This window comes from Shewanella sp. KX20019, assembly GCF_016757755.1.
GTDB lineage: Bacteria > Pseudomonadota > Gammaproteobacteria > Enterobacterales > Shewanellaceae > Shewanella.
Genome location: NZ_CP068437.1, coordinates 2307508 through 2322048, shown reverse-complemented (window position 1 = coordinate 2322048; position 14541 = coordinate 2307508). Strand labels below are relative to the sequence as shown.

The following is a 14541-nucleotide window of genomic DNA, read 5'->3' as shown; positions in this document are numbered from 1 at the left end:
GGCAGTTGCAGACTATTGTGAGTGGATATAATCGATATCTTCCAATAACCAAAAGAGATTAATCATGACTGAGATGACTCCAGCATTAGAAAGCTTTATTAGTAACGTAAAGCAACACCAAGTGGTTTGGGGCCTGCAAGATGAAACCGGTGAAGGTTGGGTCGTATGTGATTCATCTGAATTCGAAGCGACTGATGTGATGCCTCTATGGTCGGAAGAAGCGCAAGCAAAAAGCCATTGTACTGAAGAGTGGTTAGGCTATAACGCTGTTGCTATTCCACTTGGCGAATTTTTAGAGTTTTGGGTTGCCGATCTAAATGATGATGGTGTACTTGTCGGTGTTGATTGGGTAGCAGAACAAGACTGCCTTGAGATTGATCCTATCGTGCTAGCCACTTCGCTGGTTAACGTTGAAGAAGAGTAAATCTTCCAATATAGCTAACAAGATATTAAAAGTAAGCGCCAATCAGCAGTGATTGTGCGCTTTCTTTTTATTTAAAATCAACTCTTTAATAAAACCATTAAGTGAGCCATTTTGTTTGAACTTGCCCCATCAATCGACATACCCTTTAATCGCAGACACCAATGTTGGTTTTGTGGCGAGCCAAGTTCCATGCAGTTGGGTTATATTAAAGAGCACTACACACCGCATCCATCACTAATGCTCCCAACCTGCAAAGAGTGTTTTAAAATTGCTAAACAACATAAGCTAACCTCTATTTGGGATTGTAAAATGGCAGTCAAGGATGAGCTAATGCGGATCTATGAGAAACATCTCGCCATTGGTATAAACTGGACGAAACAAGAGCTTGAAGAGTCTGAATTTGAAGACAAAGTTTTTGGCGGGTTTAAAAAAAGTGCATGGATGATGTACGAGATCGCCAGAGATAGAGTTAATTATCCAGCTTGGCCACTGAGTCTTAATGGTGTCACCATTGATGATTATGGTTATGACGCTGGCTTTAGTTTTGACGGTGTTAATTACAGTTCAGTCACACAAGCGATTAAATTTTACGCTAAACAATTTGTGCTCGATAAACGTTTTCTAGAGGATATTGTTAGTATTGTCGGTAAACAGCGTTTTAGTTTTGCCGTGCGAGTCGCACAGATCAATATCGCTGCCGCTCCAGAATTAAAGCGACAGGTCATTAATGACTTAAAACAAGAACATGAAGACTAGCTGCTACTGCATCTTGATCACTTCTGATTGGCGTAGTTTATCTTGAACAACTTCAACGAGTAGATCGGGCTGAAATTTAGAGATAAAACGGTCACAGCCTACCTTTTCAACCATCGCATTATTAAAACTGCCACTTAATGACGTATTTAAGGTGATATATAGCTGACTCATACGTTTGTCCTGACGGATCTCATGGGTCAATTTATAGCCATCCATTTCTGGCATTTCAGCATCGGTGATTAACATAACAATATGCTCCGATACATCTATTCCTTGATCACACCATTGTTTTAATTGATTTAATGCCATCAAACCGTCAGAAACTTCAATAACCTCTAAACCCAATTGCTCTAATGTTTCTCTCACTTGGCGTCTTGCCGTTGCCGAGTCATCTGCGATCAACACTCTTCTGCCTTGCATTAATGGCAACAATTGCAGATCTAATACACCCTCTGATAGCTTAATATCGTATTGAATAATTTCTGCCAATACTTTTTCAACATCTATAATTGACACCAGCTCCTGCTTATCCTGATACTCGACTCGCGTTATCGCCGTGAGGTAGTTATTTCGCCCCACCGTTTTAGGTGGCGGCATAATATCGCTCCAAGTAAGATTGACGATATGCTCTACTTTGTCGACTAAAAACCCCTGCACCGAACGATTATATTCGGTAATAATGAGGTTACTATTCTCATACACTGCCGAGGGTCTATAACCAATGGCCTTTCGAAGGTCGATCACAGGTATTGCCAGCCCACGCAGATTAGCAACACCGATGATACTAGGGTGACTGCCTGGTAAATGACTTAAAGGGGGCACTTTTACCACTTCTTTTACTTTGAATACGTTGATGGCGAATAGTTGCGTTACACTAATTCTGAACAACAAAAGTTCTAATCGGTTTTCACCAACAAGCTTAGTGCGCTGATCAACGCTTGCGAGCATCTCCGCCATACGACTTCCCATCTATAGTGCTATAAGAGCAACAATTATAACGATATGCGATATAAAATCACTAGCTTAAAACTCACTTTGATGTGTAGATTTTACTGTAGTTAATCAATCAAATTGAGCGGACCCACTGCCCCGCTTGATAAAGGCAGTTTCAGAGCATAAAAATAATTTCTATATCTGTGATCTAATCCCTTATTAGCTGGAAAATAATCCCGAATATTGATCCCGAAAGTTCATTTTACTCTGCAGCAATCGGTACTACTGGCACAATTCGAGTGCCATGCTTTACAACAGTATTCATAATACTAAAATGCAGTTCTTCAGAGACCAACTGAAACTCAGCAAAATCAGTAGTGCCAATATAAGCAAACACATTAAGTTGCAGTCCATGTAAGCCAAAACCTCTGAATGTCACCCTTAACGGCGTCTCATCTACTTTTTCATGTTCCACTAGCAAAGCACGTATATCTTCAATGATGCCATGTAGCTGCTCTGTCGTCGTTTTATAATCTAAGCGAATATCAGTCTTTAAACGGATTTTTTCGCGCTCCGATATGTTCTCAATGTCCATCTCAGACAAACGCGCGTTGGGTACGTTTATCACTGTCCTATCAATTGTCCGAATACGGGTACAACGTAGACCGATCTCTTCGACAGTACCGGTTATGGTACCAAAACGACCGACATCTCCGACCCGAATGGGTGCTGACGAGTACAAGGTAATAGTACCTATAAAATTCTCGATTGATTGCTTAGAAGCTAATGCTATGGCGACCCCACCAATACCTAAACCGGCTAGAATAGTGGAGGCATCAAAACCAAGATGCTCCAGCCAAATTAAAATTGTCAGCGCAACTAAAATCACTCGAAGAAAATTTGCTAAAGGCCGCAATAAAGATGCAGTTTGACTCTTGCCCTGATTAATCCAACGCAAACGTAAACTGTTTTGCAGTACATCGGCTAAGTTCCAGATAAACCAAATAATTGCAATGACGAGTAAAAAACCAGTATTAACCACTTCCATCACATTGGCAGAAAGCGTGGTATTTGCCATCCATGCACGATCTAATAGCAGTGCAAGTAAAAGGCGTGATGGCCCAACGACAAGGTGCGCAACATCATCTTTGTATTGATATTCACTGCGCAGTATTAGTTTTTTTGCAAACCACGTTAACGGAATGACCACCAATAATGCCAAGATTAGATAACTAATCAGTAGCGCCCATTCCCACAAGTTAAGTTTAAAGAGATGGCCTGCTGGAATATTTTGCACATACCACTCAACAACTGGTCCATAGCCAAGCTCACTATAGAGCATGGGCACTTTAGCCACGGTAGCATTCGAGATCTTCCAAATTTTACCTAACTGCTTATCCGGTACTTTTTGCAGTAATAGTGTGATCTCGTTACCTTGCACTTCCACTCGGCCAAAAGCATCTCGGTAATTTGGCAATTGATCATTGCTAGTGCCGCTAGGCAGATCACTGATCTCTTCAAGATTAACCCAAAGATTACGCTCGATAATAGCCACTAATTGCTTGGCGTATTCAGGCCCAAGGTCTTTTGACATACCATCAGGTAGATAGCGTAAGTCTAAGTACTTAGCGGCTTTTTCAAAGTTCTGTTCAAATGTAGCCTCAAAGAAACCTTCGATGGTTCCCCGAGGTGTATCTCTAAATAGGCTGTCTTTGTAGTCATAGCTGCTGACTTTGACGCTGGTAGGCGGTGTCTCTTCTATCTGCTCTTCACTTGATGGAGCTGCACTTGCTAGCCTTGTAACACTAAATGCTACGGAGGGAAGGCTGATTAGCAGCACAAACAGTGGAAAAAAAATAATCCTTTTCATCGAAAAACTCCATTTTAATACAAGGATATTGAATAACACAGGCAAAATATTCTTAAGCAAATATTAGTCAAGCTAGCACTTATTAGCCTATTGCTAACACTTAATAATAAGCTAACTTCGACACAAGCTTTTTAATTTTATTGATTGACAAGGATTATTTACTGGATATAATCCACACAGTTTTTAGAGATATACCCTTTTTTGATATACTTTCACCGCCTTCTGTAAAAATCCACGATTCGTCGTTTGATCCCCACATAAGCGTTATCACAACAGGTTCGATCATCTTAATTGACAGTCATTTTACTGTCATATCTTTATGCTTTACTTCATTACAGCTTGAGATTAGTTTTGTTTTTGTGATGCTAACAACACATTTATTAACAAAACTGCTAGCAAGCCACTTGTATAAGCATGAAAAGATGAGTAATCTCGAATTGAACTTAAATTCATCTTTCGCGAAAATGCTAAGGATATCTTATTGTTATAAACAACTACCAACTTGGTAGCTTTAATTAAAGGAGTGTGACCATATGTCATACCTAGTAAATGGACACGAAATTACAGTCAACTTTCCAGTAGATTCAATTTCAGTCAACAAATCTTCAATCGCCTTCACTGACAGTCAAGGTAAAAACAGACAGACTTTTTCAAAGCGCACTGAAGCGCTAAAATTTATGAACTGGTTATTGTCTTCAAGTAAATAATTTTCAATTAAGTAAAATGACTTTTCGATACACCTCCTCTCGCTCGTATCGATAGTTTGTCTTCATAGGCAAACGAATAGGACTGAAACATATTCAGCTATTTAGTTCACTTCATTTGGTTTAGGCCTTACCTCTGCTCAGGTAACTAGCCTAACCAAGTGGAAACACACCACCTACTTAAATCTCTCTATACTGCCGCATATTTACGTTGATAGCGTGGCAACATCGTCGCGTTCCCTAATAAACCACCTTGATGAATATAGAGAATTGCTGGTTCTGGATTCGCTAACAAGTGCTGCTCAACACAAATCCACCCCTGCGGATCATAAAGTAACTCAAACTCAATCCCTTGTTCACCAACTTTACGCCAGATATCATAAAACGCTTTATATAACTTTCCGAAATGGTATTTTTTATCAGAGCTTAATATCTTTGGATGAAATGAAGTATCACTTATTAGCTCAGAAAACTGCTGTTTAAGGTAGTTTTCACCTCCAACACAGGCACATGTTTTCACTTTGATGCAGCTCTTATTGAGCACAAAATATTCATTTAAGAATACCGCAGTAGTACCTGTTCCCGACGGCAGAAAAACGGTCAGTTCATCAAACTGACAACTCTCGAACCAGTTAACTATCTCTCTTGCCAGTTGATGCACGCCATCACGAGCGTAGAGACAACGGCCTCCTTCAGGAACATACAAAGCCTTATCGTCATTTGGCAGGACAACCTGCTCGATATACTCTTTACAACTTCTACCATCTCTATCTGCGACCAAAGACAAATCAATAACATTTGCGCCATTTTCGATAGCCGCTGCATAATTACCTTTTGACGATACTAAAACTTGCGCAGCAATATGATCAGTATAAAAATCAAGTTGCCATCCTTTTAAGATGGCTAAAGCGGACATTGAATAAAGCGAATTAGCAACCGGAGAGCCGTAACCTACTAATCGGCTAACACCGGGGAAATCATGATGCAGAAAATAAGCAAATTTACGTGCCTTATTGCCCGAAAAATCCTTATGCAAAAGATCATCTCTTTTTACGAAAACACGGCGACCATTAAAGTCGATATGATCTACTGGAGTGTGAGTAAACACGGGCTATTCTCTTCAATATAATGAGTTACTATTGTAACGCTTTACTTAGTGTAATTTAGACTTCAATGTCTAGAATCACTAATTTTTAGTATATTTCATTATTCAATGGCTGCCCACAGAACATAAAATACATATAAAACAATGAACTGAGAAGTGGCATGATAATCGCATTTAAACAATACATTAGCGCCCACTGGGCAGTAGATTTTTAATAAGGGATCTTAAATGGCAGTTTTACGCTTAGTATTTAATATAGCTTGGTTTGTGTTGGGCGGTTTTGTAATGGGGTTAGCATGGTGGTTTGCTGGCCTACTGTGCTTTATTAGCATTATAGGGATCCCGTTCGGGCGAGCGTGTTTCGTTATTGGTGAGATGACGTTTTGGCCATTCGGTCAGGACTCTATAAGCCGCCGTTCTGTAACAGGGATGGAAGATTTAGGCACCGGTGCCTTTGGTATGCTTGGTAATATTATTTGGTTCCTACTGTTTGGTATATGGCTTGCTATCGGTCATATCGTTCACGCATTTGCATGTGCTATTACCATTATTGGTATTCCGTTTGCCTTACAGCATTTAAAACTTGCGATTTTAAGCTTAACGCCTATTGGCCAAACCGTTGTTTCAAAAGCTTAACCAATTGATATTTCCCCTGCTGCGCTAATAGCGTTAGTGAACTGTCGACGCGGGTCGCCTGACCCGTCGTCGCAAACTCTAATCGACCAAATTGTCTTTTAATATTTTATCGACATCAATTTTTGCTAATCCCTGATTAAATAAATCTCGCCACTTCTTTCCCTCCTCATTGTTTTTAAACGCAATATAGAGCTCTTTCTCTGTCAATGTACGCTTATTTAACTGAACTCGACTGGCTACAGACTCCATATCAGGTTGTGCCAACAGGTAACGCAGCACATAAGCGTCGATAACTGCTGCATCAATTCGCCCTGATACGACTTTTTTAATATTGTGGATATCAGACGCTACCACCTCAACGGGCTGTACTCCCTGTGCGATCATTTTATCTATTTGCTCAGTATTGACATAACCTTGTACCACACCAATATTGTACTGATTAAGATCGCTCTGCTCAGACCAACTGATAGGATGACGTTTTTGCTCCACCAGCCCTAAGGGACTGCTTCCCATCGATTTAGAGAAAACAAACTTTTCGGTTGGATAGGCATATTCAGGCAAATATCCAGAATATTTTGAGTCTACTCTTGAGGCCATCCTCACTGCTCGACTCCATGGATAGAAATCGACCTCCACTTTATGGCCCACTGCAGCCAGCGCCGCACGGGTGATTGCAATACTTGCGCCCTCGTTTTTGAGCGTACTTCCAGAGTAAGGTGGCCAGTGTAATGACGTTAAGTACAGGGTGTCTGCACTCACCATTGACGATGAGCACGCCACGATCAATAGTAGTATCAATCGTGTATGCGTTTGAACAATATTAATCGTTCGACATAGATAATCCATTAAGTAAAAGCACATTTCTATTTCGCAGCCTTTCGTTTAGCACGCTGTTTCAGTTCTTACTTTTTTGTGATGACCTAACGGTCATTACCATCAATTTTAGTCAAAAGTGACAATATCACCAAGGCCCCCAAAAAAAACAGTGTAATCACATGTGTGATGTGAACAGCAGCTTTCACCTAAAAGACGAGTCACATTAAGTCTAAAGTGAATAGAGAAGGATTTGTTACAGTTCGGATAAGAACTAAAGATTAAATGCGCATATACTAAAATCTACAATGCTAAGTGTATTAACGTGCGCATCGTACTATTTGCAGGCTTAGCTGCCCATACATTCATCCTTGGAGTCAAAGATGTTAAAAAGAGCACTCATCACCATCGTTGGCGGTTTACTCACCTTAACCGGCGCAGCACTTATCATATTACCAGGTCCGGCTTGGTTGCTACTGCCTATAGGCTTAGCAATATTAAGTATTGAATACTCTTGGGCACACCGTTGGCTAAAGAAGAGTCAAAACCACTTGAGTCATACTGCTCGTTGGCTCGATCGAAAAATCTTACTACGTAAGATGAAACGATAACAACCACAGTGTTGCTCAACGGTTACAAACATATCGGAAGGTAGTTGAAAGTGTAGAGCGACTACCTACAATGGCCTTACCCTACTAACTCTTTCGTGGATATTCTGCGACCAAGGTCGCATTAAATCAATCCAAACTAGCGATAGTCTCAATCGAAACAATGCGTTACCTCCTATTAAAGTATTTACTTATTATGGTCCCAACAAATAACCACAATTAAAGTAAGTTTATAGGGGCCCCATGATAAAACTAACCACACTCACTATCGCTATTGCAGCAATCTGCTCTGCTAGTTCGTTTGCGGCGAGTGAGCCAATTGAAATTATCCCCGCAGCGGTCATCACCAACCCTGAAAAAGTTGAGCTAGGTAAAATGCTCTTTTTCGAGCCTAGACTGTCTAAATCTGGTTTTATCTCATGCAACTCTTGTCACAATCTCTCCCTTGGAGGCGTTGACGCACTGCCCACCTCTATTGGTCATAACTGGCAACAAGGCCCCATAAACTCACCAACAGTGTTAAACGCCGAATACGGCTTAGCGCAGTTTTGGGATGGCCGAGCTAAAGACTTGAAAGAGCAAGCCGGTGGCCCTATTGCCAACCCAAAAGAGATGGGCTTTAGCCATGAGCTCGCAGTAGACACTATTCGTTCTATGCCAGCGTATCAAGCTCGCTTTGCTAATGTATATCAAACCAACGATATCAGCATTGATTCAATAACGGATGCCATTGCAGAGTTTGAAAAAACACTGGTGACACCTAATGCCCCATTCGACAAATACTTAACTGGCGATAAGAGTGCCATTAATGCCGACGCTATAGCTGGCTATCAGCTCTTTAAAGACAAAGGCTGTGTAAGTTGTCATAACGGACCTGCTGTCGGCGGAACCATGTACATGAAGATGGGGCTCGTAAAACCATTCCATACCACAAATCCTGCTGAAGGACGAAAAGGGGTAACCGGTAAAGAAGCAGACAAATTTGTGTTTAAGGTACCGACGTTGAGAAACATAGAGCTAACTTATCCCTACTTCCATGACGGCAGTGTCTGGGACTTAGCAGAGGCCGTTAATACCATGGCCGATATTCAACTAGGCCAGGCGTTAACCAAAACTGAAACCAAGCAAATGGTATCATTTTTAAATTCGCTTACAGGGGAACAGCCGCAGATAGTGTTGCCTATCTTGCCACCTTCAACACCAAATACACCGCGACCAGTGCCTTTTGCTGACTAAGTCATCTAGCATTTGTTTATCTGTACACAGTAAAAAAGCCGCATTATGCGGCTTTTTTACTGCTAAACCTATTTCAACTCAGCCATGGATCTTAATCCTTACATTACCGCCTCAAATGATAATACTTTAAACCGTTTGGCTATCGCATTAAGCACCCCTTGCCTGCGCATATTACTCAATACTCCTGGGCTGAATCTGTCTAGCCTCGCCATGGCGGTGACCAATAACTGACATTCATATAATGTCGCATCGGCGATGTACTCAGGACGGTCAACCATATAACTGTTGTTATACCATTCATCCCATTTAAAGCTTTCAAGCAGCAAGCCTTCACGTGCTAAGTCGGCAACAAAGTCTTGTAAACGCTTGTCTGATACAAAATGATTTCCAATCAAAAGATCATTAGCATACTCTTTATATAAACCAGTCGCGTGGCTCTTCATTATTGAGTTATTCATACTATACCTCCGTTTAGAACTGGCCTTTTTGCTTCACTGTAAAGAAGACAAGTTATGCAGGGTGTTTTAACATTGAATTGCATAAGGCATACCAGCTTTTAATGAGGTCATTCTAATTGAAGCTAACTGAACACAAACTTAACAACGAATAATCTGCTTAAGCCACTGTTGTAAACCATAAATAAGTCTAACGCCCTCAAGATAGCGACTTAAATAGTGTGCAGCCATGGTTGGTAAAGTCATCACTGTATGCATAAACGCCCTATTTTGTCGCCAAACTAAAATCGTTTTACAGCAGCAGTCGCAAAATGCCAATGCAATCTGCATTGACTATACTTGAGCGAAATTGAGCAAAAATGAGTACATTCATGAAATTTTCCATCAGCTACGTCCTGATATTACTTTATGCCATTATCATCAGCGCGACTCCAACTCATGTGTTGGCTAAACACGATAAAGATGGCAAGCAACAAGGTCATAATAAGCAGCAAGCACTCCCCTACGGCCTACAGAAAAAACTAGATAGAGGAGAGCCTCTGCCACCCGGCTGGCAGAAAAAGCTCAAACGGGGCGACAGACTCAGTGATGATCTTTTCAAGCGAGGTAAAGTGACCTCGCCTGTCGACTCCAATGGTAATCTAGTTATCGATATTGATGATGTGCCAATCAAGGTTAATAACAAAACCCGTGAAATCATTGATATTCTAATCAAAGGCAATTAGCAGCTTGCATCTAAAACTGGAGCAAGTATAAGTTAATGATCTAACTGGGCTGCTCCTTCAGCTTTAAACTCTTCCATTATTAACTTTGTAAACAGACGGCCCGCCTTACCCAGTGGCCGCTCCATGGTAGAAACAAGTTGTGGCGTAAAGCTATAGTGGTTACCCCCAATGAAATCAACTTCAACTAACTGACCGCTGGCGAGCTCGTCTGTAATCAAAAAATCTGGCATCCATCCAAAACCTAATCCCATCAACAAGGCATTCTTCTTCATGATGAAGCCCGAAAGATAAAACACCTTATCGCCACCGAACTGCAGTTCATCGCGGTTTTGTTTGTCCGGTGAAGAATCTTCAATAGTGAGTTCGACGTGGCGTTGCAGTTCAAACAGGCTAATATTCCTTTCGCAAGCCAAGTAATGGCTATCGGCAACAACCAAAATGCTGGTAATTTGTGGTAGCGCTTGCGGCCGATAATTTGGACCAGTTCGATAATCTTTAACCAGCATTAAATCGGCACTGTCACGCTCAAAGCGTTCCTGTACACCACCCAAAAATTCCATATTCAACTGCACTTTAGTGGGTATTTGTTGCTCTGCCATTCTTTTGAGTGCTCGCATAATCGGCTTCATTGGCAGTGCACCATCAACCACTAACTCTAACTTTGGCTCCCACCCTTCACTAAACCTGCTGGCTAAGTGTTCTATATTTGTCAGGTATTGCAGCAACCTTTGCCCCTCAGCCAAGATAACTTTACCTTCTGGTGTTAATTCTGCACGGTACTGATCGCGACAAAAAAGATTTACACCAAGGTGTTGCTCAAGCTTTTTAACTTGATAGCTCACCGCCGACTGCGCTTTGTGCAACCGCTCTGCAGCCTTAGCAAAACTGCCCTCTTCGACCAACACTTGCAGTACTTTAAAGGCATCTACATCAATACGCATTGAGCTCCCCTTGCGTAAACACAAATATACCATCTATTTTTTAGATGGAGACAGGTTAATTATTATTCTTTTTTTTGCTGAAGTTAGCAACTAAATTGTTAAGTAGATCACGTTACTGACTAGATAAGTGCAGTGTGCACATTACAAGGAAAGCAAGTATGCCATTTTATGTGAAGCAAGGGAGTATTCCCACAAAGCGTCATATCACATTCGAAAAAGACAATGGGGAGCTTTATCGTGAAGAGCTGTTTTCAACCCATGGCTTCTCCAATATCTATTCCAATAAATATCACCATAATATGCCGACTAAGGCGTTAGAAGTTGCGCCTTACAGTTTATCTCATGGCAAGGACTGGCAAGACTCGTTAATACAGAACTATAAACTGGATACCAAACAAGCCGATTGCAAAGGTAACTTTTTCAACGCTCGTAATAAAATATTTTTCAACAATGACGTCGCTATGTATACCGCTAAAGTTACGGAAGACACCGACGAATTTTATCGCAATGCTTATGCCGATGAAGTGCTATTTGTTCACGAAGGCGAAGGTACGCTTTATAGTGAATACGGTGCACTAGCCGTAAAGAAGTGGGATTACCTTGTTATCCCAAGAGGCACTACCTATCAACTCAAATTCGATGACTACAGCACTGCAAGGCTGTTTGTTATCGAGTCTTCAACCATGGTTGAAGTACCAAAGCACTTTCGCAATGAATACGGACAGATGCTGGAATCGTCCCCCTACTGTGAACGAGATATTCGCACGCCAATATTACAAGATGCAGTCGTCGAACAGGGTAACTTTTCATTAGTGTGTAAGTTTGGCGATAAGTATCAACTGACCTCTTTAGAGTGGCATCCGTTTGATCTCGTCGGTTGGGACGGTTGCGTTTACCCCTGGGCTTTCAATATTCAAGAGTATGCGCCAAAAGTAGGTAAGATCCATCTGCCACCATCGGACCATCTTGTCTTTACAGCGCACAACTTTGTGATCTGTAACTTTGTACCGCGTCCCTATGATTTCCACCCACAATCGATTCCAGCACCGTACTACCACTCAAATATCGACAGTGATGAAGTGCTCTATTACGTCGACGGTGACTTTATGAGCCGAACCGGCATTGAAGCTGGTTATATGACATTACATCAAAAAGGGGTCCCTCATGGCCCTCAACCGGGTCGCACTGAAGCCTCAATAGGCAAAACAGAAACTTACGAATACGCAGTGATGGTCGATACTTTCGCCCCACTGAAATTGACTGAACATGTAAAGAACTGCATGAGCATCGACTACAACCGTTCTTGGATTGAAAGTTAACAATGACCCAAGAACACCAGCCGTCAACGTAATGGCTGGTCTGAATTGATAAAGGATATAACAATGGCAAGCGAACAAAACCCACTGGGCTTACTCGGCATCGAATTTACCGAGTTTGCCACACCAGAGCAAGATTTCATGCATCAGGTATTCATTGATTTTGGTTTCTCTTTATTGAAGAAGTCTAAGTCGAAAGATATTTTGTATTACAAGCAAAATGATATTAACTTTTTGCTTAACACCGAACGCAAGGGCTTTTCAGCCGACTTTGCCAAAAGCCATGGCCCAGCAATTTGCTCTATGGGTTGGCGAGTCGAGAATGCACAGTTAGCCTTTGAAGGTGCAGTTGCTCGCGGTGCAAAGCCCGCCGATGAAGACGCTAAGGATATGCCCTATCCAGCCATTTATGGCATCGGCGACAGCCTTATCTATTTCATCGATACCTTTGGTGAATCTGACAATATCTATGCCACTGACTTTGAAGACTTAGATGAGCAAGTTATTACGCAAGAGAAAGGCTTCATGGAAGTTGATCACCTGACTAATAACGTCTACAAAGGCACGATGGAGCATTGGTCAAACTTCTATAAAGATATTTTTGGCTTTACCGAAGTCCGTTACTTTGACATTAAAGGCTCACAAACAGCACTTATTTCTTATGCTCTACGTTCGCCAGATGGCAGCTTTTGCATCCCAATTAACGAAGGAAAGGGTAGCGACAAGAATCAGATTGATGAGTATTTACGTGAATACGACGGCCCAGGTGTGCAGCATTTAGCCTTCAGAAGCCGCGATATTGTCGGCTCTTTGGATGCGATGGAAGGCTCATCTATCCAAACGCTGGATATTATTCCTGAATATTACGACACTATTTTTGAGAAGTTACCACAAGTGACTGAAGACCATGATCGTATCAAGCATCATCAAATCTTGGTCGATGGTGATGACGATGGTTATTTACTGCAAATATTCACCAAAAACCTCTTTGGTCCCATTTTCATTGAGATCATTCAGCGTAAAAATAATGAAGGCTTTGGTGAAGGTAACTTTAAAGCACTATTTGAATCCATTGAGCGTGATCAGCAGCGACGTGGCGTGCTTTAATAAGTGCTTATAAAGCGCAGTCATTGAGAGTGCAATTTTTAGAGTATGGCATATGAATAGCTCTAATAAAAAGCGCTTAAAGAAACGTTCATAACGCCTATCGCTCGTTAATAAACCAGTTTATGCCTATCAATCGGCTAAGCTGGTTTTTTATATCAGATAATATTCTGAATTTGTATCCCGCTTTATATCCAAAGGCAGCTATCTTCTCTACAATAACGCTCCAGCTAATCCCCATTAGCAACTAAGCCGTTTTAACTACTGAGACTTGCAACGCCATGCCTGATATCGCTTTACTCGCCGTATTTCTGCCCACTTTCTTTTTTGTTTCTATTACCCCCGGTATGTGCATGACTTTAGCCATGACACTAGGCATGAGCATTGGTGTGCGCCGTACTATGTGGATGATGCTTGGGGAACTCGTCGGCGTAGCACTTGTTGCTGTCGCGGCTGTAATGGGGGTTGCCAGCATCATGCTCAATTACCCTGAAGTGTTTGCAGTACTAAAATGGGTTGGTGGCCTTTATCTCGCCTATATTGGCGTAAACATGTGGCGCTCAAGAGGAAAAATGGCTTTAGTCGAGGGCCAAACAGCACCGAGCGTTGGCAATGTCGAGCTGATGACACAGGGCTTTATGACCGCAATAGCCAATCCGAAAGGTTGGGCTTTTATGGTGTCGCTGCTGCCGCCGTTTATTAATGTCGAGCGTGAAGTCGCACCGCAGTTACTCGCTTTGCTCGGTATCATCATGTTTACCGAATTTGCCAGCATGATGGCTTACGCAACGGGTGGTAAAAGCTTACGGGTCTTTTTAAGCCGCGGTGACAACATTAAATGGATGAACCGTATCGCGGGTTCGTTAATGATAGCGGTCGGTTTTTGGTTAGCGTTAGGCTAATCGCCTTAGCTAG

16 protein-coding genes are annotated in these 14541 nt (G+C 41.7%); 10 read left to right on the top strand and 6 right to left on the bottom strand.

Annotation, left to right across the window (positions count from 1 at the left end):
* Positions 1-64: 64 nt before the first annotated feature.
* Together JK628_RS10205 and JK628_RS10200 are read left to right on the top strand one after the other, a co-directional pair.
* Positions 65-424: a DUF2750 domain-containing protein gene (locus tag JK628_RS10205; RefSeq protein ID WP_202289361.1), complete on the top strand. Its 360-nt coding sequence runs from the start codon at positions 65-67 to the stop codon at positions 422-424.
* Positions 425-535: 111 nt separating this feature from the next.
* On the top strand, positions 536-1180 hold the full coding sequence (locus tag JK628_RS10200; protein ID WP_202289360.1) for a hypothetical protein: 645 nt from the start codon (positions 536-538) through the stop codon (positions 1178-1180).
* Between the two features lie 3 nt (positions 1181-1183).
* Here JK628_RS10200 and JK628_RS10195 read toward each other — a convergent pair whose 3' ends face one another.
* Positions 1184-2137, bottom strand: coding sequence for a chemotaxis protein CheV (locus JK628_RS10195; RefSeq protein ID WP_202289359.1), 954 nt, complete (start codon positions 2135-2137; stop codon positions 1184-1186).
* Positions 2138-2375: 238 nt separating this feature from the next.
* Entirely contained in the window at positions 2376-3983 is a 1608-nt protein-coding gene (locus JK628_RS10190; RefSeq protein ID WP_202289358.1) for a mechanosensitive ion channel family protein, read from the bottom strand.
* A gap of 533 nt (positions 3984-4516) precedes the next feature.
* Here JK628_RS10190 and JK628_RS10185 point away from each other — a divergent pair.
* Entirely contained in the window at positions 4517-4690 is a 174-nt protein-coding gene (locus JK628_RS10185) for a hypothetical protein (protein ID WP_020912937.1), read from the top strand.
* A 187-nt stretch (positions 4691-4877) separates the two neighbouring features.
* Here the strand turns inward: JK628_RS10185 and JK628_RS10180 are convergent, their stop codons facing one another.
* Positions 4878-5795, bottom strand: a complete 918-nt coding sequence (locus JK628_RS10180; RefSeq protein WP_202289357.1) for a 1-aminocyclopropane-1-carboxylate deaminase/D-cysteine desulfhydrase — start codon at positions 5793-5795, stop codon at positions 4878-4880.
* A gap of 225 nt (positions 5796-6020) precedes the next feature.
* Here JK628_RS10180 and JK628_RS10175 point away from each other — a divergent pair, with 225 nt between their 5' ends.
* Positions 6021-6428 (top strand): YccF domain-containing protein, encoded by a 408-nt coding sequence (locus JK628_RS10175; protein ID WP_202289356.1) that lies wholly within the window; start codon positions 6021-6023, stop codon positions 6426-6428.
* 78 nt (positions 6429-6506) lie between these two features.
* On the opposite strand, the gene JK628_RS10170 is transcribed toward JK628_RS10175, so the two are convergent.
* A complete protein-coding gene (locus JK628_RS10170) occupies positions 6507-7190 on the bottom strand; it encodes a substrate-binding periplasmic protein (RefSeq protein WP_202289777.1) in 684 nt (227 codons plus the stop codon).
* A 434-nt stretch (positions 7191-7624) separates the two neighbouring features.
* On the opposite strand from JK628_RS10170, the gene JK628_RS10165 reads away from it, so the two are divergent.
* Both JK628_RS10165 and JK628_RS10160 read left to right on the top strand, forming a co-directional pair.
* Positions 7625-7852, top strand: coding sequence for a PGPGW domain-containing protein (locus JK628_RS10165; protein ID WP_202289355.1), 228 nt, complete (start codon positions 7625-7627; stop codon positions 7850-7852).
* Positions 7853-8092: 240 nt separating this feature from the next.
* Complete coding sequence (locus JK628_RS10160) at positions 8093-9085, top strand: cytochrome-c peroxidase (RefSeq protein ID WP_202289354.1); 993 nt, start codon at positions 8093-8095, stop codon at positions 9083-9085.
* Positions 9086-9183: 98 nt separating this feature from the next.
* On the opposite strand, the gene JK628_RS10155 is transcribed toward JK628_RS10160, so the two are convergent.
* Positions 9184-9543: a DUF6508 domain-containing protein gene (locus JK628_RS10155; protein WP_202289353.1), complete on the bottom strand. Its 360-nt coding sequence runs from the start codon at positions 9541-9543 to the stop codon at positions 9184-9186.
* A gap of 368 nt (positions 9544-9911) precedes the next feature.
* Between JK628_RS10155 and JK628_RS10150 the strand changes: the two genes are divergently transcribed.
* Positions 9912-10265, top strand: coding sequence for a hypothetical protein (locus JK628_RS10150; protein ID WP_202289352.1), 354 nt, complete (start codon positions 9912-9914; stop codon positions 10263-10265).
* Between the two features lie 32 nt (positions 10266-10297).
* Here the strand turns inward: JK628_RS10150 and JK628_RS10145 are convergent, their stop codons facing one another.
* A complete protein-coding gene (locus JK628_RS10145) occupies positions 10298-11206 on the bottom strand; it encodes a LysR family transcriptional regulator (RefSeq protein WP_202289351.1) in 909 nt (302 codons plus the stop codon).
* Between the two features lie 158 nt (positions 11207-11364).
* On the opposite strand from JK628_RS10145, the gene JK628_RS10140 reads away from it, so the two are divergent.
* The 3 genes from JK628_RS10140 to JK628_RS10130 all read left to right on the top strand — a co-directional run bounded on the left by JK628_RS10140 (position 11365) and on the right by JK628_RS10130 (position 14528).
* Positions 11365-12525, top strand: a complete 1161-nt coding sequence (locus JK628_RS10140; protein ID WP_202289350.1) for a homogentisate 1,2-dioxygenase — start codon at positions 11365-11367, stop codon at positions 12523-12525.
* A 63-nt stretch (positions 12526-12588) separates the two neighbouring features.
* Complete coding sequence (gene hppD / locus JK628_RS10135; RefSeq protein ID WP_202289349.1) at positions 12589-13629, top strand: 4-hydroxyphenylpyruvate dioxygenase; 1041 nt, start codon at positions 12589-12591, stop codon at positions 13627-13629.
* Positions 13630-13907: 278 nt separating this feature from the next.
* Positions 13908-14528 carry a LysE family translocator gene (locus tag JK628_RS10130; protein WP_202289348.1) on the top strand — a complete coding sequence of 207 codons (621 nt, stop codon included), beginning with the start codon at positions 13908-13910 and terminating at the stop codon, positions 14526-14528.
* The last annotated feature ends 13 nt before the right edge of the window (positions 14529-14541 follow it).